The organism is Anaerosinus sp., from assembly GCF_965318445.1.
This window is the reverse complement of the sequence record NZ_CBDNNH010000018.1, coordinates 121527-146755: the sequence shown is the minus strand read 5'-3', so window position 1 is coordinate 146755 and position 25229 is coordinate 121527. Positions and strand designations below refer to the sequence as shown.

General features: G+C 34.4%; 19 protein-coding genes and 2 CRISPR repeat arrays. Of the genes, 18 read left to right on the top strand and 1 reads right to left on the bottom strand.

All coding sequences use genetic code 11. From position 1 onward, the window contains the following. The first annotated feature begins 20 nt into the window (after positions 1-20). From ACWZFG_RS08910 to ACWZFG_RS08835, 16 genes are all read left to right on the top strand, one after another. Positions 21-1196, top strand: a complete 1176-nt coding sequence (locus ACWZFG_RS08910) for a hypothetical protein (protein WP_455577447.1) — start codon at positions 21-23, stop codon at positions 1194-1196. After that, positions 1189-2742 carry a type III-B CRISPR-associated protein Cas10/Cmr2 gene (gene cas10 / locus ACWZFG_RS08905; RefSeq protein ID WP_418626988.1) on the top strand — a complete coding sequence of 518 codons (1554 nt, stop codon included), beginning with the start codon at positions 1189-1191 and terminating at the stop codon, positions 2740-2742. Before ACWZFG_RS08910 ends, cas10 begins: the two co-directional genes overlap by 8 nt. Then, on the top strand, positions 2739-3869 hold the full coding sequence (locus ACWZFG_RS08900; RefSeq protein WP_455577446.1) for a type III-B CRISPR module-associated Cmr3 family protein: 1131 nt from the start codon (positions 2739-2741) through the stop codon (positions 3867-3869). Before cas10 ends, ACWZFG_RS08900 begins: the two co-directional genes overlap by 4 nt. After that, complete coding sequence (gene cmr4 / locus ACWZFG_RS08895; RefSeq protein ID WP_455577445.1) at positions 3850-4674, top strand: type III-B CRISPR module RAMP protein Cmr4; 825 nt, start codon at positions 3850-3852, stop codon at positions 4672-4674. Before ACWZFG_RS08900 ends, cmr4 begins: the two co-directional genes overlap by 20 nt. Then, complete coding sequence (locus ACWZFG_RS08890; protein WP_418626985.1) at positions 4671-5078, top strand: type III-B CRISPR module-associated protein Cmr5; 408 nt, start codon at positions 4671-4673, stop codon at positions 5076-5078. Before cmr4 ends, ACWZFG_RS08890 begins: the two co-directional genes overlap by 4 nt. Next, on the top strand, positions 5071-5931 hold the full coding sequence (cmr6, locus tag ACWZFG_RS08885) for a type III-B CRISPR module RAMP protein Cmr6 (RefSeq protein WP_418626984.1): 861 nt from the start codon (positions 5071-5073) through the stop codon (positions 5929-5931). The genes ACWZFG_RS08890 and cmr6 overlap by 8 nt, the downstream gene beginning before the upstream one ends. Further along, positions 5928-7496 carry a hypothetical protein gene (locus tag ACWZFG_RS08880; protein ID WP_418626983.1) on the top strand — a complete coding sequence of 523 codons (1569 nt, stop codon included), beginning with the start codon at positions 5928-5930 and terminating at the stop codon, positions 7494-7496. The genes cmr6 and ACWZFG_RS08880 overlap by 4 nt, the downstream gene beginning before the upstream one ends. Positions 7497-7754: 258 nt before the next feature. After that, a CRISPR array of direct repeats spans positions 7755-9212; the repeat unit is 30 nt; unit sequence GTTAGTAGCTTACCTATAAGGAATTGAAAC. Positions 9213-9368: 156 nt separating this feature from the next. Continuing rightward, positions 9369-10115, top strand: coding sequence for a CRISPR-associated endoribonuclease Cas6 (gene cas6, locus ACWZFG_RS08875; RefSeq protein WP_455577444.1), 747 nt, complete (start codon positions 9369-9371; stop codon positions 10113-10115). A 56-nt stretch (positions 10116-10171) separates the two neighbouring features. Next, positions 10172-12202, top strand: a complete 2031-nt coding sequence (locus tag ACWZFG_RS08870) for a TM1802 family CRISPR-associated protein (protein ID WP_455577443.1) — start codon at positions 10172-10174, stop codon at positions 12200-12202. Next, positions 12183-13097 carry a type I-B CRISPR-associated protein Cas7/Csh2 gene (gene cas7b / locus ACWZFG_RS08865; protein WP_455577442.1) on the top strand — a complete coding sequence of 305 codons (915 nt, stop codon included), beginning with the start codon at positions 12183-12185 and terminating at the stop codon, positions 13095-13097. The genes ACWZFG_RS08870 and cas7b overlap by 20 nt, the downstream gene beginning before the upstream one ends. 13 nt (positions 13098-13110) lie before the next feature. Continuing rightward, positions 13111-13878: a CRISPR-associated protein Cas5 gene (gene cas5, locus ACWZFG_RS08860; RefSeq protein WP_455577441.1), complete on the top strand. Its 768-nt coding sequence runs from the start codon at positions 13111-13113 to the stop codon at positions 13876-13878. 5 nt (positions 13879-13883) lie between these two features. Further along, positions 13884-16211: a CRISPR-associated helicase Cas3' gene (cas3, locus tag ACWZFG_RS08855; protein ID WP_177506125.1), complete on the top strand. Its 2328-nt coding sequence runs from the start codon at positions 13884-13886 to the stop codon at positions 16209-16211. A gap of 57 nt (positions 16212-16268) precedes the next feature. After that, the gene (gene cas4, locus ACWZFG_RS08850; protein ID WP_177506126.1) at positions 16269-16766 is read left to right on the top strand and encodes a CRISPR-associated protein Cas4; all 498 of its coding nucleotides are present in this window, start codon (positions 16269-16271) and stop codon (positions 16764-16766) included. Between the two features lie 12 nt (positions 16767-16778). Continuing rightward, positions 16779-17771, top strand: coding sequence for a type I-B CRISPR-associated endonuclease Cas1b (gene cas1b, locus ACWZFG_RS08845; RefSeq protein WP_177506127.1), 993 nt, complete (start codon positions 16779-16781; stop codon positions 17769-17771). Positions 17772-17785: 14 nt separating this feature from the next. Beyond that, positions 17786-18046 (top strand): CRISPR-associated endonuclease Cas2, encoded by a 261-nt coding sequence (cas2, locus tag ACWZFG_RS08840; protein WP_177506128.1) that lies wholly within the window; start codon positions 17786-17788, stop codon positions 18044-18046. Positions 18047-18240: 194 nt separating this feature from the next. Beyond that, positions 18241-20963: direct repeats of the CRISPR family, unit length 30 nt; unit sequence GTTATTAGATTACCTATAAGGAATTGAAAC. A gap of 175 nt (positions 20964-21138) precedes the next feature. Further along, positions 21139-22071: an alpha/beta hydrolase gene (locus tag ACWZFG_RS08835; RefSeq protein ID WP_418627453.1), complete on the top strand. Its 933-nt coding sequence runs from the start codon at positions 21139-21141 to the stop codon at positions 22069-22071. Positions 22072-22196: 125 nt separating this feature from the next. Here the strand turns inward: ACWZFG_RS08835 and ACWZFG_RS08830 are convergent, their stop codons facing one another. Next, positions 22197-22667, bottom strand: coding sequence for a spore coat protein (locus ACWZFG_RS08830; RefSeq protein ID WP_418627452.1), 471 nt, complete (start codon positions 22665-22667; stop codon positions 22197-22199). Between the two features lie 209 nt (positions 22668-22876). Between ACWZFG_RS08830 and ACWZFG_RS08825 the strand changes: the two genes are divergently transcribed. Beyond that, complete coding sequence (locus tag ACWZFG_RS08825) at positions 22877-23464, top strand: cob(I)yrinic acid a,c-diamide adenosyltransferase (RefSeq protein ID WP_418627451.1); 588 nt, start codon at positions 22877-22879, stop codon at positions 23462-23464. A gap of 245 nt (positions 23465-23709) precedes the next feature. Then, complete coding sequence (locus ACWZFG_RS08820; protein ID WP_177505649.1) at positions 23710-25053, top strand: acetyl-CoA hydrolase/transferase family protein; 1344 nt, start codon at positions 23710-23712, stop codon at positions 25051-25053. Positions 25054-25229: the final 176 nt, after the last annotated feature.

Genomic DNA, 25229 nt, shown 5'->3' with positions numbered 1-25229 from the left:
GAGATGAAGGAGGATGAAGTATGGGTTCATGGAAGTATGAAGTTAAATTGCGTCAACTAACACCACTTATTCATTTTCAAGCAGAGCAACCTCAGGCAACGTTACGGGCAACAGAGGTAAAACCCAAATTAGATAGATTCTTATTGTGGTATCTCGCTCCGGAGCGGTTTAGTGGGATACTGTCAGGAAAAGATGAAAAAAAATTATTATTGGAAATTGCTCGTTCAAAAAAATGGTTGCTTCCAATGGTACAAGGAGATGGTAGCGCTGCTTTAAATTATAAAATGCAAATTAGTGCTGATGAAAAGGACAAGATTGACTTAGATGGTATGGGTGCATATTTTTCAGTGGGGCAAGATGATAAAAAAATGGGAGTGTTCAGTAGAGGACTTATAAATTTAACGATTCTCTGCTTTAATGAAGAACTTCTCGGTAAAATAAAAGAAGTACTGCCGATGTTTTTTGCAGTACACAATTTTGGTTTTCGACAAAATAAAGGATTTGGATCGTTTTTAGTGAGCGATGATAGCGGTGAAAATTCGCTAGGTAAAAGAGAAGACCTTGTAAAAAAATATGTTCAAATGGTAAACCAAAATGATAACTCGCAGATGAGAATATATAAGTTGGAATATAAAAAAAAGATGAAAGTGGATTTTGAATTAGTATTAAAGATAATTAATAATTTCCACAAATATATAAAATCTAAGTTGCTATTTAACTATGTCAAGTCAAAGGATAATAAAATAATAAATGAAAAAGAAATAATGAATGCGTTAGTAAATCAAAAAAATCTTTCTAAAGGAAAATATAAATATATAAGAGGAGTATTAGGATTTGCCAATCATTATACTTTTAATAAGAAAAAGATAAAGTTCAATTTGACTGCTGGCGAAATCAAACGTTTTCCTAGTCCATTGTATTTTTTACCGGTATATGATATGGAATATGACAAGGTTAAATGTTTAATTTTAGTACCTAGTAAATTATTAAAACGATTATATGACATTAATCCAACGATAGAAATAAAACCGGAGATAAATGATGAAAAAGCAAAAAAGATACCAACAATAGAATTGCCAAGAGATGTTTTTGATTTATATAAATTTTTCCAATATCTAATTACAGCGAGTGCGAAAGATGACAATCTATATAATTTACATCGTATTAATGAAAAGGATGGTGTAGACAATGGCTAATCATATATATGTGGGGATTACGATTGGTCCGATTTATGCTACGCTGATGCGTACTTCTACACCGGCGGGAATGTGGTTTGTCAGCACGATGTTCTCTAAAGTTAGTGAAGAATTATGTAAGGAATTAGTGGAAAAGGGGTTAGAGAGGGAAAATATTTTTTCACCATATTTTGGAGAAGATAAGAAATTATTAATTCCTGATGGTATTGGCTTGTATCATGACCGTATTCTATTTTTCACTGATTCTAATTTTATATCTAAAATACCAGAATGTATTATGGCAGTTAAGCAAAGAATTGCAAGCTATTTTGATATATCGCTAAATGAAAATAGAATAGAAACAAACGTGGAAAACTCCACTGAATTTATAAAAGAATATTTACAGATCCGTTATGCTTATTATCAAGAAGAGAAATTTTCACCCGATGTAATTTTCAAATTAAATCATACTTTGGACGTGATGGAGTTACAGGAAGGCTATATATATCAAAGGGATGATGAGCCATTAATTAAGATGTTAGAAGGTGAAGATGAAGCAGGGCGTAACCAAAAGATAAAACATTCTTTTTTAATGGCAAAAGATCCGGCAAAACCTTTTAAGCTAAAGGATAATTCAATTCAGGCACAAATTTTGAGAAAAGATGAATTTGAAATTCGCAATGTAAAAGAAATTGCTGATCTTTATGGGGGATATGAAAACAGCGAAGAAAAGTGTCAAAAGCATTTTCATTATTGGGCATTGGTAAAAGCAGATGGTGACAATATGGGTAAAATGCTCGAAAAGTTAACATCAATAGAGGAAATAACTGAATTTTCTTATAAATGTTTGCAATATGGAAGTGAAGCAGCTGAACTCATTGGGGAAAAAGATGGCGTTACACTCTATGCCGGTGGGGATGATTTGTTATTTTTTGCTCCTGCAAAAGATATTTTAAGTCTTTGTGAGGATATTAATGGAATTTATCACCGGATTTTTGATGGATTTCCCCAAGGCGAAGATAAGCTAACGACACTTTCGATAGGAGTACAGATTTGTTATTATCGTTATCCGCTCTATGAAGCTCTGGCGCAAGTCAGTGATTTGTTAAATAAAGCTAAAGCTAAAGGAAAAAATAGAATTGCAGTATCGCTGCAAAAAGCCTCCGGCAGAGAGATTGCTTTTACGCTAAAACATGCTGAGGCAAACGACAATCAACCAGATATAATGAAACTGCTTATTGATTTTTTACCTAAAGATAACATTGGCGAATATAAAGTTTGGTTGCAATCTGTTTTACATACGGTTATCCAGTATAAAAGTTTATTTCAAGAGGCTTTAAATCATGGTGTGGATATGAATATTGTATTTAAAAATATATTTCATCATGATGTGCATCACCTTGAACCTTCACGAAAATTTTTAGAAAAAATCGTTGCGTTATTTCAGGCAATTCACGAGGAGCATAAAAAAGAGAAGAATAACAACTCTACAGAATGTGTTTTAGAAAGATATGAATCATTATTACGATATATTCGATTTTATATGGAGAAAGGGGAAGAAAAATGAGCGTAAAAATGAAAGTTACGTTTACCCCGATTGATGAATATTTTCTTGGTGGTGAACAAAATGCCAGGTTTGGAGTTGACAAGCGTGCCCCATATTTTATTCGTTCAGAAAATATTCCTACGCAGACCACTATACTTGGTGTGATTCGCTATAGTAGTTTAGAAAACAATAACTTATTGACCCCAAATTTTGATCAGGGAAATAGAGTTGATGGTAATCATAAAAAAGAACAAGAAGCTTTGGTTGGAAAGAGCAGTTTTTCCTTTGCAGCGTCAACAGAGCAATCCTTTGGGCATATCAAAAAGATTTCGCCAGTTTTTTTAGAAGAGAATGGAGATTTATATAGCCGTCATCCACTGAATTATTGTGTTGGTGATGATCCTACAGATGTTTGGCAGTATGAAATGTTTAAAATGAAAGAGCGTTCTAGTGGAGTTGATGAAAAGTCATTTTGGTTGCCAGAAAATTATAAAGCTAAAAATGGGTTGCCAAATGCTTGGATTCATCCGAATGAAAAAAAGAAGCTTGTTCATGACACAAAGGTTTTTTTTGGTAAAGAAAAAGTTGGAATCATAAAATTAAAAAAAGAAAAGGAAGATTCGGGATTTTTCAAAAAAGAATATAAAGGCTTAAGAAAAGGTTGGCATTTTACTTGCTTTGTTAATGTAGAGTCGGAAACTGATTTGCCGAAAGAGAAAATTGTTCGGATGGGGCAAAGTAAGTCGTTATTTTATATGGAATGCAAAAAAACGGAAATGGTTTGGGAAGATGTTATTGCGCGAATTAATTTGGGCAGAGTAGATGGTGATTCATATCACGGGGTTATTTATTATGCCATCTCAGATTGTTATCCAAATTGTCCAGCTGAGAAACTATATCAAATTTGTGATTTTGCTGTTACACAGGTGCGTCCATTTAGAAGTTTAGAGACAAAGCGAGCGGTAGATAGATATTATGATGTGATGAAAAAAACAAATAAGGTAGCTTTGTTACGTAGTGGTAGTGTATTTTACGTGCCTGAAAATAGAAAAAATGAATTTGAAAATCTATTTGCTGATACACATAGAAAAATAGGGTTTAATCGTTTATTAAGGGAGGAAGATAATAATGAAAGTAGCATTATATAAAATGCAATGCATAACAAATACGCATGTTGGTAATGGAGATAATGGTTATAGTGTAATCGGAAATGAAGTAGAAAAAGACCCTATTTTAGGAACTCCTGTAATTCATGGTTCCAGTATAAAAGGTGCTTTGCGAGAATATTGTGCATTGAAAAAAAAAGCTGAAATTCAGAATTGGTTTGGTAGTGAAATCAACGAAACAAAAGAGAATCAGGGAGTAAGCAAGCCGGGGAAGTTGCGATTTTTGTCAGCGCATCTTTTAGTTAGACCGGTAAGAGTTTCTTCTGGAGCGGCGTCTTATGCTTTGGCAACAACGGTAGCAATGTTAAAAGCCTATTGTCAGTTATGTGAAAAGTTTGGCGTTCCTTCTTTACTTACGCTGGAGGAATTGAATCAATTGGATGATAATCAAAATTTCCGTGCAAATACAGATGAAAAAAGAGTGGGAGCTGTTGAAGGATGTGAAATTAAAGGAAAAGTAGGCAGCAAGATAAATGAGTTTTTCCAAAGCTGGTTACCGGGTGAAGACGTTGTTATTCTTTCAGAAAAATTGATGCGAGAAATTGAATTACCAATTATTGCACGGAATAAACTGGAAAACGGGACAAGCACCAATCTATGGTATGAAGAAGTTGTCCCACATGAAAGTGTATTTTATACGATTGTATTTAGCGATGAAATTGAAATGGATGATTTTGATAAAATAATTGATAAAAAAGTTATACAGATTGGTGGCAATGCCAGTATTGGTTGTGGTTACATAGAAATGAAACAAATGAATTTATTGGAGAAGGAGATTAGAAAATGAATAAGCAGCAAATTGACGAAAAAATAGCCCGCGCTTATAAAAGTATTGCTGCATGTGGATTATTAAATGAAGAACAAAAATTAAATTCTTCGTATAGAGGGCAAATTGCTGCATTAGGGGCATCCATTCGGCAAAGTAGTTTGTTAGCAGCTCTTGCATTTTTTAGTGATCAGAAAAATGCAGCTGTAGATCGAGCTAAGTTATTGGACTGTATCTATTATATTTTAGAAACGGATGAGTATGAGAAAGAGCGTGATACAAAAAAAATTAAAGTAAATTTATTTAAAAAAGTACAAAATAAAAATTTTAACGAAGAAGATATTTTACACGCGGTTATAGCGTTAAAGCTTGCAATGAATTTATATCCTTTGCAAAAGAAACGGGAGGATATAAGCAATGAATGAGAAAGGCTGTAATCGGCATTATTATTTTCATTTAGGATACTATGAGGGCTTAACTTATCATGGGGAATTAGATGATAAAGAAGCTTTTATTATCAAAGGTGAGAAGATAAGTGAACGCAATGAATCAATGATTGCTAAATTTACAATGGCGGATAAAGAAAAACAAGAGTGTTATGCTAAAAAGAAGGAAAAATTATTTCCAGATATACAATCCTTTTCCCTGCAAACACAATATCCGGGTTTATTGTTGGGGATTGGGGACTTACATAACAGTGGAATTGAAGGCGAAATTATGGCAGGATTTTCTTTGGATTATGTAACTGGTCTACCGATTATTCCTGGCAGTTCAATAAAAGGAGTATTGCGTGCAGCATTTTTATTGGGAAATGGAATAGTTATTCGTGAAATGTTGGCAGATTTATGTAAGTGCAATATGGAAAAATTATCTATATCAAGTTTAATTACCTCTATTTTTGGAAGTTTGGAATCAGTCGATGAAAGAAAAAATAGAGATGTTTTTTTTGATGCATGGATGATGCTTGAAGAGAAGAAAAATGCGAAAGATAGTTTTAAGTGTTTGGGACTTGACTCCATTACGCCACATCGGCAAACTGATTTATTAGAGCTTGCGGAACCTGTCCCTTTAACTTTTCTAAAAGTGCTGCCGGAAGTAAGGTTTAAATTTAATTTTTTATTACATGATACTGAATTAGTTAGTGAAGATGGAGAAAAAATAACTATATTAGAAAGTCAGACAAAGAAAGAATTATTTCAAGAACTTTTATGCACATTTGGTATTGGCGCAAAAACAAATGTCGGGTATGGAGTTTTAAAGGCACAAAATGATGGATGAATATTGTAGATTTAGCTAAAGAAGGTGAAATGATGTCAACGGAAAATAAAAAGCCAGATGAAGTGTATAGCTTTCATACGTTTATATTGCCGTTTACTTATAAGCGAGGCGACCAAGGGGAAGAAAAAGATCGCAATGAATTTGAAAAGCTCTTGGAGCAAAATAAAGCTTGGCAAAAAGTAAAGTGGAGTAAGGAAGAATTACCGGAGTATGACTTGTGCAAATGGCATGATGATCAAGATTCATCCTCGGCTTATGCGACATTTCAATACTTTAATGCCGCTGGGCGAGCAGCAATTCTCGGTACAGATAAAGGTCATGCGATTGTTAGTAAATATCTATTTAAGCCCAATAAACAAAAAAAACAAATAATGTATAAAATTAATATCCCTACAGCAACAGACACGTCATCAGATAAAGAAAAAGAAGTCGAACGAAGTTATTTGTTAAATGTTTATGCAATTCGTTTGCAAGTCTATGATAATAATGTAGCAATTTTAATTATTGAAAGTACTTATGATGGTAATGGTGGAACAGGTGAAAAAGTAATAAAGGAAATTAATCAATATGGGCGGAGAATTCGTATGCCGTTTATTCCGCCAGCTTTAGTTGATGGAGAAACAGCAAAATCTTTAGAACTATATATTGGTGATGATAAACCATTAAAAGACGATTTTTCTGAACAGCTTTCAAAGAATTGTCAGGGAGAAACTCCGCAATTACTGTTTATTCCGGAGTTTATTCTCCGTCTGTTTGACTACGGAGGCAGCGATAAATGGGCAATATATTCAAAATCTGAATCTTTGAGCCCTAGTGCAACTTGCAAGTTTATTATTCAACCAATCAGTGATGATCGGATGTTTGTTGCTTGTACTGTTTGTGATAAGAATCTTTTGCCATGCTATAAAGCGAAAAATAGGCAGGATGAATATTCATATCAAAGTGATTATGATTTAGCAAAACGACTTTATTCAATTTTATTCGTTGATAAAGATTCAGCTACTTGCCAAAACCAACAGATGATTCAAAAGATATTAGAAAAATCCGTATATGGCAGATGGTTAGACTGTGGAACGCTTCATGCGGTTACGCATCATTCAATGTTTTGTTTAACGGATAAATATAATGATGTTAAATATACAGTAGTTAGACCTTTTCTAACTGAGTATGTGGAGATGTTAACGCTTGTATTAGCACAAAGAGCAACGGTTATCGTTTTGCAAGATGCAGCAAGTAGGTTGAGTAATAAAGGAAAAGACAAGTTAATAGATTTGCAAAAAAAATATGTTGCTTTGCAAAATCAATTGTTGTTATTTGAAGTTACACCGCAAGAACAAGGAATTGAAATGTATCAATTGTTGCGTCAACAACTTTATTTAACAGAGGAACAGGATGTATTAGAAAAACAACTGCATAACTTATATGAAATGGTCACAATTCAACACGCAGCAAAGTTAAATAAATGGGGAATTGTTATTAATATAGTTATTTTTATACTTGGAATATGTTGGGGTAAGTGGAGTGCTTATTTAATGGGAAAGATGGATGCTATTTTTTGTTTTTGATATAGTGATTTTAGAAATATATATTTTAACCTGAATTAAAATATAATTAATTTTTTGTTAAATGGTCAGTGAATAAATAGGCATAAATATTCAAATGAAAAATCGTCGACCCTACATAGCGTAAAAATATATAGGGTACGACGACTTTTTTCATAAGTTTAGAGGGTTTATTTATTATAATTTTCATAAAAAAGGCTAAAAAACGGCGAGGTTTGCATAAATATTACTGATTTTTTAAAATTTTTAATGTATAATAGGGTTAGTAGCTTACCTATAAGGAATTGAAACTATACCATCTCATCTGAGAGATGGTATGAATATTCATCTGTTAGTAGCTTACCTATAAGGAATTGAAACAAGAAAAAGTAAAGCAACACGAATTGGAGGAAAAACAGTTAGTAGCTTACCTATAAGGAATTGAAACTCGCGCCACAACTAAAAAGACAGTCACTCTGATTAAAGGTTAGTAGCTTACCTATAAGGAATTGAAACATTACTTTGTATCGTATATACAAAGACAAATTACCTGTTAGTAGCTTACCTATAAGAAATTGAAACAACAATCAAGAGATATAGCTGTACAAGCGGCGAAAGAGTTAGTAGCTTACCTATAAGGAATTGAAACCTAGAACAACACGTAGAAACAATCAATGATAAGCAATAGTTAGTAGCTTACCTATAAGGAATTGAAACTTTCCAAACGTCTCACAAGCCTTGTCATAACTCATATCAGTTAGTAGCTTACCTATAAGGAATTGAAACTTATGTTAGGCAGGCTATTTCAACCTGCCTAACGTTCTCGTTAGTAGCTTACCTATAAGGAATTGAAACGTTATCGTCATTGTTTGAGAGATTGATGTTTGAGCAGTTAGTAGCTTACCTATAAGGAATTGAAACAGATGTGAGTGTATCGTTTTGAATTGTGATAGAATCTCCGTTAGTAGCTTACCTATAAGGAATTGAAACATAACAAAGAGCCAGCAAGAAGCAGTCGATTTAAATGGTTAGTAGCTTACCTATAAGGAATTGAAACATTGGAAAATGGTGCTATCATTAGACTATCATATTTCTGTTAGTAGCTTACCTATAAGGAATTGAAACTTTTTACGTTCGCTACCCAAGGCAATCCAAAGGAGTCCTCGTTAGTAGCTTACCTATAAGGAATTGAAACTAAATTAGATGAAGAAGATAAAGAAAAAGTACGTTCAGGTTAGTAGCTTACCTATAAGGAATTGAAACTTGCATTTTCCCAACCGCCCGCACTCAAATCCCTGTGCGTTAGTAGCTTACCTATAAGGAATTGAAACTCAGCTAGGTTATCGCAAATGATTGTCACTTGGCATAGGTTAGTAGCTTACCTATAAGGAATTGAAACTTGCAGCAGGTGTATGGGCATGGGAAACGGATTTTCTTGTTAGTAGCTTACCTATAAGGAATTGAAACTTGCCAAAGGTTAATTTCGCCATGAATTCGGTAAGTTGCGTTAGTAGCTTACCTATAAGGAATTGAAACCGGATGATACGAAATCTCCTGCAACACATACGCACAAGTTAGTAGCTTACCTATAAGGAATTGAAACTGTGGAAAATATACGAAAAGTTAGTAGAGGAAAAAGCAGTTAGTAGCTTACCTATAAGGAATTGAAACAACTCACGAATGAAACTCTCTGATAACTTTTGCCCATTCGTTAGTAGCTTACCTATAAGGAATTGGAACTATCGTCGGACATGATAGGTACGAAGTGCATTATCAAGTTCATGAATTGGTTATAATTTTTAAATAAAAATAAAATATTTTTGGAAATAGGAGGATATATTTGTAAATATGTCGAATTTACGCTCTTAGAAGATGATTTATAGGGGCGTATTTTTTATGCGAATGGTGATTACTTTAAAAGCGGAGAATAGCATTGATTTGCCGATTGACCATAATCATATTATTCAGAGTTGGATTTATAGTTCAATTAGTAAAGAACTGGCGACTTTTTTACATGATGAAGGCTTTGTTGTGAATGGGCGGACGTTTAAATTATTTTGTTTTTCTCGCCTTATGGGCAATTTTTCATTATTTCCTGCCAGACAGAGGATTCTTTATAGTGGAATGGCTCAGCTTGTGATTACTTCACCGCTGAATTATTTTATAGAAGAATTGGCAAATGGAATGCTTTTAAGCCCTAGTGTGAGATTGGGCAGTAATGATTTAATGGTAGAGCGTGTGGACGTTTACGATGAAGAGATTACACAAGATGAAATTATCGTAAAAACTTTGTCACCGATTACTGTGTATTCGACGTTGCTTCGCATGGATGGGCGGAAGTATACTGCCTATTTTGCACCGCGTGACCCGGAATACAATGAGATGATTACAAATAACCTTATCAAGAAATGTCAGGCGATTTTAAATTCTTCGAGGGAGTTCCAAGTAGGTGATGTTTTGGTTACACCAATTGGTATGGGGAAAATGAATATTGTTCGCTATAAAAATATTATTATTAAAGGCTATTCGGGGCGGTTAAAATTATCCGGTCCGAAGAATTTGTTGCAAACTGCTATTGAATGTGGGCTAGGCAGTAAAAATTCACAGGGCTTTGGTTGTATCGAAATAGAAAGAAGGCATTAATGCATACGTGTGTGCATTAATGCCTTCTTCTGCATTTTAGTAAAGGTGGTGGATTTATGGACATACCAAAATTGTTGAGCAATATGTGTGGTGAGGATGCTGAAAATTTATTTTCAGCACTCATCAAACCAGCTTCGATTATGGCAAAAGATCGAAAAAAAGATTTGTTAAATATTTTTATGAATTTTGATTTGGATCAAAAGAAAGTCTTTTTTGATGCAGTGCCATATAGCGGAGATATAGTTGATGAACAAAAATACCATTATTTCGGTAACAATCCTGCTGCTGCTAAGCAGACATATGTTGTTCGTGATGCGGGGAGTATGCTGAATTTTTGGCTGGGCAAGCCAAAGGGAATTATGCAAAATCTTTATGAATTTATTGGTGATGGCAAATTAAAAGAGTTACTTAGAGAATGTCAAGAGAGTCAGCTGTTTGATGAAAAAGGAATTTGTGAAGCGGCGATTCAGTTTCGTGAAGCGTTGGGTGAAGTGGAGTTTGAAGTGAAACGTGATAAGGCTGATAAAGGGCTATATATCAACGGCGATAAAGTGAGTCCGGATAAGTTTATCAATTTTTGCTTGGAAGATGAAAGCAATGGAAAATTTGTATTGGTGATTCCGCAGATTATAAAAGATGGCGAAACTATTTGCATTTCGCAGGATGAAGCCTATTTAACAGCGATTACTGAGTCTTTGCAAGGGGAAAGTGTCGGAAGTCTGGCAGTTTGTCATTTGTGTGGGAAAAGTAAACATGATATTAACACGGTAGAGTATTCGACAAAATTGAGTAAATCGAGTATCGGAAAAGTATTTGTAACGACGACGGTCAATTATAGTCCGCTGTTTAATAAGAGTAATCATCAGAAAAACTATAGCCTTTGTAAAGCTTGTTATGAAAAGATATTGTTTGGTGAAAAGGCTGTGATGCGGGACTACAAAATCCGGGTAGCCGGTGAAGATTGCGTGCTATTATTTGCTGGGGTAACGGATAAGCTAGAGACCAAATTTTTACCTGCATTAAAAGCGAATATTGATGCCGTATTTAATCATAATGAACTTAGCGGGTGGGCAAGTGATTTGATTAAGGAATTTGATTGCCAAGGGATAGCGACTTATCTTGGGAAAAAAATTCACTTATATGAATTTCATATGGTATTTTATCGGACGGATGGTAAATCAACCAGTGTGGTAAAAACGATTGAAAGTGTATCGCGAATTCGGTTTGAAGAAGTAAATAAGGCGTTTGCAAAAATTCTTCAAGAGCGATTTGATAAATTTTTAACGTCTTTTTCTTTAGCGAATATTTATCGGATGATTCCTGTTTCGACGAATTCTAAAGGAGAACAATTAGATATTGGACGGGTTTTAGATTTTTATAGTGGCATTTTAAAAGGGGAAGCTATTGCGAGAAATGTTATTTTTGATTTTGCAACGGAAGCATTGGAAAAGGGTATACGTGAACTAAATTCAGCCAAATTACGCAATTATAAAAATTTGCATCGTTTAGAAGCTTTATATGGGAAAGATTACGGCAAAGATTTTTATGGTGCGGAAATGGTCATGATGTATTTGGCTTTGATTGAGGTTTTGCAAGAGTTAAAAATTTTAAATGAGGAGGTAGTTATGATGGAGGAAATAGGTAGTCCAGAGGTACAGTATCCAGAATATATTCAGGAGATGGAACAATTTTTAACAGCACATCATTTTAATATGGCACAGAAAAAATTGTTTTATATGGGAGTGCTAATGCATTTGATTGGCAGAGCACAATATAAACAAGACCATAAAACAAAACCAATCCTTGATAAAATAACGTATTCAGGGATGACAGATAAAGAGGTATTGGATTTCTATTTAGAACTTCAGGCAAAAGGGAGACAATATCAAAGCATTTTGTTGAAAAATAAAATTTTAGGTGTTTTTGAACAAATTGAAGGTTGTGTGACGAGAAACTTGGGAGATGTCGATAAGAAAAATCAATTAACAGAAAAGGAAAATGTATTTTTCATTAAAGCGGGGTACAGTTTTTGTGTATTAAATTATAAGAATAAAGGGGCGGATAATAATGACAGTAGTGAAAAATAATAGTGATTTCTTATTTATTTTTGATGCGACGAATACGAATCCGAATGGGGACGCGGATCAAGAAAATAAACCACGGATGGATAATGAGACAAAAACATTGTTAGTGAGTGATGTTCGCCGGAAGCGTGATGTCCGTGATTTCTTAGCGAATAAAGGGTATGAGATTTTTGTTAATACATTGAATGATAAAAAAGTGACGATGGATAAGATGTTTGAAGAAGTCATGAAAAATCATAACTTATCTAAAGAATCAAAGGAAGAGGAACAAACAAAGTGTGTCTTGGAGAATATGATTGATATTCGTTTATTTGGTAGTGCAATGGCAGTGAAAAGCAATATTACGAAGACATTCACTGGTCCGGTACAATTAACTTGGGGTTATTCACTTCATCCCGTCGATTTAGTGAAATCAAATTCCATTGTAACGATTATGAATGAGGACAATTCTACATTTGGCAAGATGTATAAAGCGCATTATGCAATGGTTGCGCATAGTGGAACGATAAATAAATTTGCCGCAACGAAAACAGGAGTGACGGAAGAAGATTGTGAAGTATTTCGCAGGGCGCTAGTGCAGTCTTTGATGAATAATCTAACACATAGCAAACAAGGGCAACAGCCGTTACTTTATTTAGAAGTTGTATATCACGAGGATTTTGATGGCTATTTAGGTGATTTACGCAGATTTGTTGAAGCGAAGCTCAAAAAGGAATCAGCGATTCGCAATATAGCAGATATCTCCTTGGATTTTGCAAATTTAGTGCAAGCGGTTGAAGAGCTAAAAGGTCAAGGATATGTTCAAGAAGTACGAATCTGGCAGAGTCCATTATTCAAGCAAGTGGAAAATTTACCGGACGGAGTAAGACTTGATTTATTGAAACCGATTGTTAAATAAGGTGGTGAAAGTCATGCAGGCGATTTCCTTTTGCCTTAACGGCAAGATGGCACATTTTAGAAAATATTATAGCAATTCAACTGCACTTTCACATTTAGTTCCACCTGTGGTGACGATAAAGGGAATCATTGCTGGTTTATTGGGGTATGAACGTGACAGTTATTATGAAGAGTTTTCCGATAAACGCTGCAAAGTTGCTTTGTGCGTAAAATCACCGCTAAAGAAAATCACGCAGACCCTGAATTTGTTAAAGGTGGAAAGCTTAAATCATTTAAATGGAGCAGGCTTAAATCGTACGCAGAATCACACAGAGTTTGTCGTGCCGAAAAATATACAAAGTGAAAATATCTGTTATGAAGTGATTTTTTATCATGAAGATAGAAGTGTGATGGAAAAATTAACAGCAATGCTTTGTTTGCCTTCGCAGGCTTATTTGTCGCAAGGAATTAGTGTTGCCTTGGGAAGTGCACAATGTTTGGGGTGGATTAGTCAGGGGAAAATAGTGGAATTAGAAAAACGCTTCAGTGATGATGCTGTTATCGCGATTCGTAGTGCAGTTGCTTTAGCTAGAATCGAAAAGATTTGTTTGGAAAAAGAAAACTGTAGCAATTTTTTTAAGGAAGAAACGATTACGGAATTCGATGAACATCGGTTGATTACGGAAGGTTCACGTAAAGAAATTTTATTTAACTTGGAAGATACCGCATTGTCATTGATTTTAAAACAAGCTGCACCGTATTATGTAATGGATGCAAAAGAAAATATTGTATTTTTGGAGTGATTGCGTTGCTTTATGCACATTACGATAAAACTTCTCAAAGCGGACAAGCGTTAGCAGAGCATCTTGAAGTAGTAGCAGAGAAGATGGGGGAGAATATTTCTCCTCTTCATTTTAAATGTTCGTCCAATGATAGATTGAAGCAACTGTTGTCCCAGACAGGCTACTATCATGATGTCGGCAAAATCATGAAGAGTTTTCAACGGTATCTCAAAACGGATAAAGGTGGACATGAAAAAGATCATGCGTTGATTTCAGCAGGGGTGTTTAGTACAAATTATAAAGCCAGAGAGATTGACGGCTATTTAGCAATGCTGGCAATCGCTAAACATCATGGCGATTTGAACAATGATATCGTAACAGAGAATAACTTGTTTTCCCAGCTTACTAATCAGTACGAAGATATTTGTCAGCAAATTGAAGCTTATCCAGAGTATAAGGAGAAATTAAGCACAACTTTTGATTTAGCTGTATATCAAAAGTTTATACAAGATAATGTTAGCTATATAAGAAGTAAACGAAATTTATCGATGAATGGTGTAGAAACGTTTTTCTTATTGCAATATATTTTTTCTAAGCTGATTTGGGCAGATAAATTAAATTCTGCCGGATTAGACAAAAAAGAAAGCGTGAATACGACTAAGCTGGCTGATATCGAACGCTATATTCGAGAAAAAAATCAGCAAGCTATGGCAGTAAATGAAAAGCGGGAAACGATTCGGCGTAGTGTACTAGAGAAAGTGGATGCGTTAACGGATGAAGAGTTTGATAAAACGCGGATTTTTCAATTGACTGCACCGACGGGAACAGGTAAGACTTTGACGAGTATTTGTGCGGGATTAAAGATTATGGAGCGGATGCAAAAGCTTTATCAGTGCCGCGGACAAATTATTACAGCATTGCCGTTTATCAATATTTTGGAGCAGACGAAAATAGATTATGAAGCATTTTTTGCTGATGTATTGGTGCATTATAGTGGGGCGGATTTGAATGCTACGGCGGAAAATAAATCTGGGCATGAGACTGATTTGCAGAAAAAACTGCTGTTAATGTCAGCGTGGGAAAGTCCAGTCGTGATTACTACCTTCGTGCAATTTTTTGAATCTATTTTAACGGATAAGAATAAGCGATTGATAAAGCTTCACAAATTGGCGGGCAGTGTTGTCATCTTAGATGAGGTGCAAACGATTCCATTTTACTATGCGCCGCTATTAGGGGCGGTGATTCAGCATTTGGCGGATTTTTATGGAACTCGGTTTATTTTAATGACCGCAACGCAGCCGGAAATTGTAACTATGGCAAATCGGTTTTTGCCTAAGGACAATCCTATGCAGACCTATGAATTGTTGCCGAACTATCAGGAATATTATGATGATTTAAAGCGAACGAAGATTATTCCCGTCTTTGATAAGGTCGAAGATAATGAAGCGCTTGTGGAATTTATCAAAGCGACGAAAGAAGAGGATCAATCCGCATTGGTAGTAGTTAATACGATTCGGCAGAGCATCGAAGTTTATCAACTGTTAAAGGAAGAGTATCAAGTGCTTTACCTATCGACAAATTTAATTCCTGTCGATAGAAAAGCGGTAATCAAAGAAGCAAAAGCTTTATTAAAGCAGAAAGTGCCGTTTGTTTTAGTGTCAACGCAGACGATTGAAGCCGGGGTTGATTTGGATTTTGATATTGGGTATCGAGATTTAGCACCATTAGAATCGATTATTCAAGTTGCCGGCAGAGTCAATCGAGCTGGTGATAAAGGGGAGTATCTGCCGTTATATGTATTTGATACAGGGAGTGCAAAATCTGTTTATGACCAGTACCCAAGGCAAGAAACGAGTAAAATGCTAAAAGCATGCGAAAGTATCGGTGAAGATAAATATTTGTCTTTGATTAAACAGTATTATCAGCGAATTGCTAAATCGGAGCAACATGAACGGCAGATTTATCAGGCGATGCACATATTGGAGTATAAAACAGAGGTAAAGGACTGCCTAGCGATTCGTGATTTTTCGCTGATTGAAAATCAAGATAATATTAAAACGGTTTTGATTACCCAAACAGCGCAAGTGCAGGAAAAAGCAGAAGAATATGCACAGTTATTAGAAGCAGGACATTTAGATTTTGCACAAAAAGCAAAATTAAAACAACTCCTTACGGAATTGAGTCGCTATACGGTGGATGTTCGAGTGACGAATTTAGCTAAGAATATACCGTGTAAATTTGCCGATGTACATAGAGTCAAGCTGGATTGGTATGTCGTACAATTAGATGAAGTAAAAAATTATTATAATGAGACGGGATTTATGACAGAGAGCCCGCAAGCGTTTGTTTATTGATGAAAATCCCGATGGTTACTAAAAACCGTCGGGATTTTTTATCGGGGAGGGATAGAAATGGACGTTAAGGTAAATGGAACCTTGATTTGGTATTACTATATTTGCAAGCGTGAAGTCTGGCTTATGGGGCGTCAAATTGTGCCAGATCAAGAAAATGATAATGTGTTGATTGGTAAGAGTATTGCAGAATATTCGTATGGTCGTGAGAAAAAAGAAATCGTTGTTGATAACATCAAAATTGATGTTCTGGAACTAGCTGACGGGAAATTTTGCATTAGTGAAGTGAAGAAAAGCTCGCGTTATAAGCAAAGCGCCAGGATGCAATTGGCATTTTATATGAGTAAATTAAAGGAACGAGGCATAGAGGCTAAGGGTGAATTAAGATTTCCCAAAGAGAAAATTCGGGAAGAAGTTGTCCTTGATGCACAAACGGAAGCGGAGCTGTCAAAAGTAACAGAAGATATTTCAGTCATTTTAAATGAAGAAAAACCATTGCCACCGGAAAAACAGAAGTTTTGCCGTAATTGTGCATATGCGGAATTTTGTTGGTGCTAAGGGGGATAAGTGATGAAAAAGACGCTATATTTTTTCTCGGATGGAGTTTTGCAACGTAAAGATAATACGATATTTTTTGAAACGGCAGAGGGCAGAAGGTTTTTGCCGGTTGAAGATGTTGGCGAAATTATGGTATTTGGGGAAGTGAATTTTAATAAAGCGCTTGTGGAATTGTTATCGCAAAAAGAAATTATTTTGCACTATTTTAATTATTATGGCTATTATATGGGGAGCTTTTATCCACGGGAACATTTGAATTCAGGGTATACGATTTTAAAACAGGCTGAATTTTATATGGATGAAGCGAAACGATTAGAGTTGGCAAAATTATTTGTTGGTGGGGCGGCGAAAAATATTCGTCAGATTCTGAAATATTATTTGAACCGTGGACGCGAGTTAGCGGAAATTTTAGAAGTAGTTGAAAAGTTATTCCCGAGTATTGAAAGTTCAGAAACGATTCCAGAACTCATGGCGATAGAAGGGAATATTCGTGAAACCTATTATAAGGCGTTTGATACGATTATCGATGACAAAGATTTTGTATTTCAGGAGCGAACGCGTCGACCTCCGAAGAATTATTTAAATACGTTGATTAGCTTTGGCAATACGTTAGCATATACTGTTTGTTTAAGTGAAATTTATAAAACGCATTTAGATCCACGTATCGGGTATTTACATAGTACCAATTTTCGTAGATTTTCGCTTAACTTAGATGTTGCTGAAATTTTTAAGCCTATTTTAGTAGATAGAATTATCTTTAGTTGTATCGCAAAAAAGATGATTACCAAGAAAGATTTCGTTAACGATACAGAAGGGATTATTTTAAAAGAGAAGGGGAAGAAATGTTTTATTGAAAATTGGGAAGAAAAATTAAAAACGACGATTCAACATCGAGAGATTGGGAAATCTGTATCATATCGTCGGCTAATTCGATTGGAATTATACAAAATTGAAAAGCACATTATGGGAGAAAAAACATATGAGCCATTTGTTGCTAAGTGGTAGTAGAGGTGATGATTTTGTTTGTAATACTAGTTTATGATATTCACGTAAAACGAGTGGCAAAGGTATTAAAAAAATGTCGTCAATATCTTAATTGGGTACAAAACTCAGTCTTTGAAGGAGAAATATCAGATGGCAATTATAAAAAATTGATGATAGAATTGAATCATATTATAAAAGAGCAAGATTCGGTTATTATTTATAATATGCGAACGACAAGATATTACTCCAGAACCATATTAGGTGTAGAAAGGTGCGAAACGGGTAATATATTGTAACGTAATGAATAAAAATTAAAAAAGTATGCAAGAAAAAAGTCGTCGACCATAGATAGTGTAAAAACACCTAGGGGTCGACGACTTTTTGTATGAGATTTTTTGATTGAAATAAAATTAAAAATAAAATTTCGCCAGAAAAAGTTGATTTTGCATAAATATTAGTGATTTTAGTAGAATTTTAATGTATAATATGGGTTATTAGATTACCTATAAGGAATTGAAACATAACCGCCTTTTTCTCGTTCATACAATCGCCCCCCGTTATTAGATTACCTATAAGGAATTGAAACACGGTTATAAAGAATGTAAATATAATTTTGTTATGTATGGGTTATTAGATTACCTATAAGGAATTGAAACTTCCTCCATCATTTATTAAAGTGGCATTCTTTGAATATCGTTATTAGATTACCTATAAGGAATTGAAACCATAAACAAGGATAACAGCTCGACTACTAATGTAAATAGGTTATTAGATTACCTATAAGGAATTGAAACCCGATTTTTGCTCTTCACTCGTTTCACTACTTTTTTTAGTTATTAGATTACCTATAAGGAATTGAAACTGATCATAAGGTTGGGTGAGTAGATGAGTGGCGGAAATGTTATTAGATTACCTATAAGGAATTGAAACCGCCCTGCAACTAAGTTTGTAAATGAAAATAGCATGTTTGTTATTAGATTACCTATAAGGAATTGAAATTGGTGTTACAGGTGGTCAAGCTGATGGTGTTGGCGGTGTTATTAGATTACCTATAAGGAATTGAAACTCTAATATTTTCACGCAAGATATCGAAGATGTGGATATGTTATTAGATTACCTATAAGGAATTGAAACCGAACAAACCAAAGTAAGCTATCCGGTTCTTGTGCAGTTATTAGATTACCTATAAGGAATTGAAACAATGTAAATAAGCTTCTTCCTTTTCTTTTTAATTTCTGTGTTATTAGATTACCTATAAGGAATTGAAACAAAGCATTGCTGGCTGATGAAGAAGGTCGATGTGTAAGTTATTAGATTACCTATAAGGAATTGAAACTCTTCCATCCCTCTCTCACCTCGCTTTCTTATTTAGTTATTAGATTACCTATAAGGAATTGAAACCGCCTTCTTCAATCTGCGCAATTCTTCGCTGTACTCTTGTTATTAGATTACCTATAAGGAATTGAAACTCAAAATATTGAAATCTACATGCCATTATCTTTTTGTTATTAGATTACCTATAAGGAATTGAAACGGAGAAGCGAGTGATGAGATAAGCATAACAACATTTGGGTTATTAGATTACCTATAAGGAATTGAAACTCAAGAATTTCAGCAATCTTTTTTAAGGTTTTTAGGCGTTATTAGATTACCTATAAGGAATTGAAACTCCCAAGCAAAATGCAACATCTTGATTTTGCAGGCGGTTATTAGATTACCTATAAGGAATTGAAACTCCCTAGCTACTAATATGTTTACGCTAGCCTTTATGTTATTAGATTACCTATAAGGAATTGAAACAATTTAGAATTTAAATTAATTATTGATGGTAGGGTGTTATTAGATTACCTATAAGGAATTGAAACTCGTTAAGGATGTCTATGATATACCCACAACTATAAGTTATTAGATTACCTATAAGGAATTGAAACATTGAAATAAGGGGTACCTCAGAGGGACTGGTTTCAAGTTATTAGATTACCTATAAGGAATTGAAACTTGAATATATCCTTGAAACTTCTGTTGCAACAATACTAGGTTATTAGATTACCTATAAGGAATTGAAACTTATGCATCTGTAGACGAAGCAAACATAAATACCTCGGGTTATTAGATTACCTATAAGGAATTGAAACGCAGTCGCTCAAAAGGGATTGAGCGTATTGGAAATTGTGTGTTATTAGATTACCTATAAGGAATTGAAACCCAGCAATCTTGCTGACCATGATACCACCATCAGATGCGTTATTAGATTACCTATAAGGAATTGAAACATGTGCCCTCTAAGGATGCTTTTGCTATTTTTGAGTTATTAGATTACCTATAAGGAATTGAAACAACGTCTCAATGTTCAAATTGATGATGAATTAATAGAGTTATTAGATTACCTATAAGGAATTGAAACTTTGCATATGAATTTCCCTTACGTTTTTCAATATCCTGGTTATTAGATTACCTATAAGGAATTGAAACTCAATGGAATCCAAAGACTCATATTCCCCAATCTCTGTTATTAGATTACCTATAAGGAATTGAAACCTTCCTTTCTTTGGTGTTTGTACTGCTGTTATTAGTTCGTTATTAGATTACCTATAAGGAATTGAAACAATTCATAACCTGGCTCAATAGTTGTAGTAGATGCGGTTGTTAGATTACCTATAAGGAATTGAAACGTCAATGCCGGACAGATAATTGCTCTCGTTGGTTCAAGTTATTAGATTACCTATAAGGAATTGAAACATCATCTTTTCAGTGAACTGACGGTGAAATTCTGCGTTATTAGATTACCTATAAGGAATTGAAACAGAAGTATGAGGATAATGATACGGATGACCTTGTGACAGTTATTAGATTACCTATAAGGAATTGAAACCATTTACACCTGCACTAACGGCGGCAGTAACAAAGGAGTTATTAGATTACCTATAAGGAATTGAAACTGCCCATGCCACGGTTCCCCTATTGGAATTTCCGAGGAGGTTATTAGATTACCTATAAGGAATTGAAACTTATATAAAGTTCCGACAATTGTAGCCTTGACAGGCTTTGTTATTAGATTACCTATAAGGAATTGAAACTGGACTCGTTTTACAACTTCATGGATATTGTAACGTGAGTTATTAGATTACCTATAAGGAATTGAAACATTCTGTCTCATAAATATAAATGACTCGTCCATACAGTGTTATTAGATTACCTATAAGGAATTGAAACTGCGGATATGAAGAAGAGGATGAAGACGAGAATACAGAAGTTATTAGATTACCTATAAGGATATTGTGAAATAGGTGCGATGTTAATCATGATCGTGAAGGAGAGTTAGCAGGATTTTTGTCGCTTTAGCTCGAATTTTAACATAATAGTATATTTACAATAATAGGAGTAGAAAGTGAAAAACAAGAAAATGTTAGCTTGGATAATTGCAGTTCTTTTTGTTTTGGGAGCAATTGGAATATACATAGGCAATTACTTTATTAATTTTGCTTTGCAAAGAGGAAATGATCAGGACAAAACAGCGGTACCTGCTGCTTGTATGCAAATTTTAGATCCACGAGTAAAAAAACAAGATGAGCCTTCGGTTGTAAAAGAAGAATGGACAATAGTATCATTGGATGGATTAAAGTTAGTTGGGACACACTTTGTGCCTAACGATTTTAGTGACAAATGGGTGGTTGTTGTTCATGGTTATGGTAGAGATCAAAATAGCGTTTGGGATATTGCTACAAAATATTTAAGTGAAGGGTATCATGTATTAACGCCAGATTTACGTGCAAGTGGCAAAAGTGAAGGAATTTATTTAAGTATGGGGTTTTTAGAAAGTGATGATATTAAACTATGGATTGATGACATTATAGCGAAAGACCCACAGGCGAAAATTATATTACATGGGGTATCTATGGGAGCGGCAACTCTTATGTTGGCCGTTGAAAAGGATGTACCTAGCCAAGTTAAAGTTTTAATTGAAGATTGTGGTTATACTAGTGCGTATACAATGTTTATAATGCAACTTGAAAAGATGTTTGGTTTACCGTCGTTTCCGATTATGAATATTGTCGATGGTGTTGGAAGGGTAAAAGCAGGCTATTTTATATCGGATGCAGCACCAATAAAAGTCATGGGAAAAATAAAAATTCCAACGTTGTTCATTCATGGTGAAGATGATGAACTCGCACCTGTATCTATGGTAGATGAGTTATATAGCGTGGCAACTTGTGAAAAAGAAATTTTAAAGGTGAAAAATGCAGAACATGCTGATGCAAGAAAAGTAGATGCGGATAGATATTACGGTACAATTTTCAAATTTATTAATGATAAATTATAAAGAAATTTGCAAGAGCTATAGTAAATGATTTTCTAAGTAAAAAGAGTGTAAGAGTGTTCAATGAGTCTTTCGACTGCATAGGAACACCATACACTCTTTTTATAGATTTTTAAGTTAAATAGTCTTTAGTTATACATTCCGTTTTGCGCCATATAATCATAAATAGCTTTTCCATGTTCTTGTTCTTCTTTTTGAATATGATTTAGTACATCCCTAATATTGTTTTCGGTGAATTCAAAAATAGAAATATTATAGTCAGAGGAAACATATTTTTCTGTAGTTAATGCATCTGAGCATAGATAAGCATCATTTTGTTTGTTCATTGTATTATCGTAGTATGCGGCTTGTGAAGAAGGTTGCTGTAAAGTATTTGAATTATTATTACTACTACTATTAGCATTTATAGTTGGTACAGATCCATTTAGAATTTGATCAATGCTGTTTAGATGTTGTTGCTCTTTTTGACTGATTTGCTGGAATAAAGATTTTAATGATGGTGAGGAAGCTGATTGAGCGTATTTGTTGTATTTTTGAACGCAAACTTCTTCACATTTTTTTAAGTCTGTTAATAGATTCACTTCTTTTTGTGTTAACAAAAAAATCACCCCTTCAATAGTATGACTGTTAAAAGCATAACTATACTACTGTATTTCTTAGTTGAGATTTTGATAATCTTAGTTTATTTATCATTATATTAAAATATTTATGATTATTGCTAAAATAAAAAATTATCGTTTAAGTAAAAAAAGGATTCATTCTTAATATATAGAAGTGTCATTGTAAAACTATTTACGGAGGGGCGTTCATGAAATTTAAAGGGTATGTTCAAGTCTATACTGGTGATGGAAAAGGAAAAACAACTGCGGCAATAGGGCTAGCAATTCGAGCATTAGGCGCAGGTAAAAGAGTTTGTTTCTTACAATTTATGAAGAACAAGTCGTATAGTGAACATTGTATATTAAACAATTTGTCTAGAAATTTGACGGTTAAAACGTTTGGAAAACCTTTTTTTATTGCTAAAAAAGAAGAATCTGACCGATTGAAAGAGGAGGTCATCGGTGAAGAAATTGTTGTCTTTAAAAGTGGTTTTCCACCGCAAGAATATGTAACTTTAATTCATGAAGGAATGGAAGTGGCAAAGCAAGCAGTACAAAGTGGCGATTATGATATTGTTATTCTTGATGAAGTCATTGTAGCGGTATATTTTGAATTAATTGCAGGGAGTGAGTTGGATTTTTTAATTCAAAATAAATTAGATTCTGTTGAACTTGTTTTGACAGGACGCAAAGCGTCTAAGGAATTAATTGAAAAAGCCGATCTGGTTACAGAGATGAAGGAGATAAAACATTATTATACTAATGGAATTGAAGCGCGTGTAGGTATTGAAAATTAGTTTTTTAGAATTATCAAAATGTGTAGTTGGGGTGAACGATAGGGTTACCATTAATTCAGAAAAATAATTTTAATTCTGGTAAATTTTTATCTAGAAAGAAAATATTCTTTATAGTATAATAATCGCTATCTATGGGATTGTATTATCTTTGTTAGCATTATCAGAATTTAATGAAAATTAGGGAGAGAAAAAGGTTAGCAGAAATATTACCACACCCCAATTTGATAGGATTTGGAGGCGGTTTTATGAGTTTGAAACAAGAGTACAAAAATAAAATAGTATCTGCTGATGAAGCAGTAAAAGTTGTGAAATCTGGAGACTGGGTAGATTATAGCTTTTGCTTGGGACAGCCAGTTGCGCTTGATCAGGCATTGGCACTAAGAAAAGAGGAGCTTTTTGATGTGAAAATTCGGGGCGGACTACGAATGGCTCCATTAGCTGTGGTTGATGCTGATCCTGAGCGTGAACATTTTTGTTATAATAGCTGGCATTTTAGTGGACTTGAACGGCAATTAAGTGATAAAGGTTTGTGTAACTATATTCCGATGATTTATCGCAACAAGCCTTTACATTATCGTAAGAGCTTAGATGTTGATGTGGCAATGCTTATGGTTACACCGATGGATGAGTATGGAAATTTTAACTTTTCTTTTACGAATTCAGCAACGAAAGCCATTGTTGAGAAAGCAAAAATTGTTATTGTTGAGGTAAATGAGAATTTGCCGAGAGTTATTGGAGGAAAAGAAAACTCCATTCATCTTAGTGAAATTGATTTTATTGTTGAGGGGAATAATCCTGATATCCCGGTCATTAATCCAGGGAAAATATCGAAAGAAGAAATTAAGATTGCAGCGCTTATTGCAGCGGAAATTCCTAATGGGGCTACGATTCAGCTCGGCATTGGCGGATTGCCAAATGCGGTAGGAACAATGATTGCAGAATCGGATTTGGAGGACCTTGGTTTTCATACGGAAATGCTGGTAGATGCCTATATGGTGATTGATAAGGCTGGAAAGATGACAAACAAAAAGAAGAATATTAATATGGGGAAAGGTGTTTTTTCTTTTTGTGCGGGAAGCAATGATTTATATGAATGGGTGAGAGACAATAGACAGATTGAGTCTTATCCGATTAATTATGTAAATGATCCAGCAGTTATGTCGCAAATTGACCACTTTATTACAATTAATAATTGCATTGAAGTAGATTTATACGGTCAGGTTGCTTCAGAATCAGCTGGTAAACGTCATATTAGTGGCACTGGAGGACAGTTAGATTTTGTAACGGGAGGATATTTGTCTAATGGTGGAAAGAGTTTTATTGCGCTTACCTCTACGTTTGTTGATAAAAAAACCGGTGAACTTAAATCGCGTTTAGTACCGAGTTTAATGGAAAGTACAGCAATAACAAATCCTAGATCACAAGCACATTGTTTAGTTACCGAATGGGGAATTGCTGATTTAGCTGGAAGAACGACATGGGAACGTGCGGAAAGAATTATTCAAATCTCGCATCCTAGTTTTCATGATGAATTAATAAAACAGGCAGAAAAATTAGGGATTTGGCGCAAAACAAATAAGCGTATGTAATAAGCCCTTATTTAGGTGAAGTTTAAACTTCAATTGAATCGGCAGATAACATGGAAGCATCCTATTGAAAGTATCATAGGGTGCTTTTTATTATCAAAGTACCGGAATAATTATTATTAATAAAAAACACTTCAAAAGATAGTGATTTTTTTTTGAGGTTGTTATATTATAAAAAT

Excerpts from the sequence above, each read along its gene's own strand:
- cas5 (WP_455577441.1), top strand. The coding sequence starts at position 13,111 with ATGCAGGCGATTTCCTTTTGCCTTAACGGCAAGATGGCACATTTTAGA.
- cas6 (WP_455577444.1), top strand. The coding sequence starts at position 9,369 with ATGCGAATGGTGATTACTTTAAAAGCGGAGAATAGCATTGATTTGCCG.
- cas1b (WP_177506127.1), top strand. The coding sequence starts at position 16,779 with ATGAAAAAGACGCTATATTTTTTCTCGGATGGAGTTTTGCAACGTAAA.
- cmr6 (WP_418626984.1), top strand. The coding sequence starts at position 5,071 with ATGAATGAGAAAGGCTGTAATCGGCATTATTATTTTCATTTAGGATAC.
- cas10 (WP_418626988.1), top strand. The coding sequence starts at position 1,189 with ATGGCTAATCATATATATGTGGGGATTACGATTGGTCCGATTTATGCT.
- ACWZFG_RS08890 (WP_418626985.1), top strand. The coding sequence starts at position 4,671 with ATGAATAAGCAGCAAATTGACGAAAAAATAGCCCGCGCTTATAAAAGT.
- ACWZFG_RS08825 (WP_418627451.1), top strand. The coding sequence starts at position 22,877 with ATGAAATTTAAAGGGTATGTTCAAGTCTATACTGGTGATGGAAAAGGA.
- ACWZFG_RS08820 (WP_177505649.1), top strand. The coding sequence starts at position 23,710 with ATGAGTTTGAAACAAGAGTACAAAAATAAAATAGTATCTGCTGATGAA.
- ACWZFG_RS08900 (WP_455577446.1), top strand. The coding sequence starts at position 2,739 with ATGAGCGTAAAAATGAAAGTTACGTTTACCCCGATTGATGAATATTTT.
- ACWZFG_RS08910 (WP_455577447.1), top strand. The coding sequence starts at position 21 with ATGGGTTCATGGAAGTATGAAGTTAAATTGCGTCAACTAACACCACTT.
- cmr4 (WP_455577445.1), top strand. The coding sequence starts at position 3,850 with ATGAAAGTAGCATTATATAAAATGCAATGCATAACAAATACGCATGTT.
- ACWZFG_RS08870 (WP_455577443.1), top strand. The coding sequence starts at position 10,172 with ATGGACATACCAAAATTGTTGAGCAATATGTGTGGTGAGGATGCTGAA.
- cas7b (WP_455577442.1), top strand. The coding sequence starts at position 12,183 with ATGACAGTAGTGAAAAATAATAGTGATTTCTTATTTATTTTTGATGCG.
- ACWZFG_RS08880 (WP_418626983.1), top strand. The coding sequence starts at position 5,928 with ATGAATATTGTAGATTTAGCTAAAGAAGGTGAAATGATGTCAACGGAA.
- cas4 (WP_177506126.1), top strand. The coding sequence starts at position 16,269 with ATGGACGTTAAGGTAAATGGAACCTTGATTTGGTATTACTATATTTGC.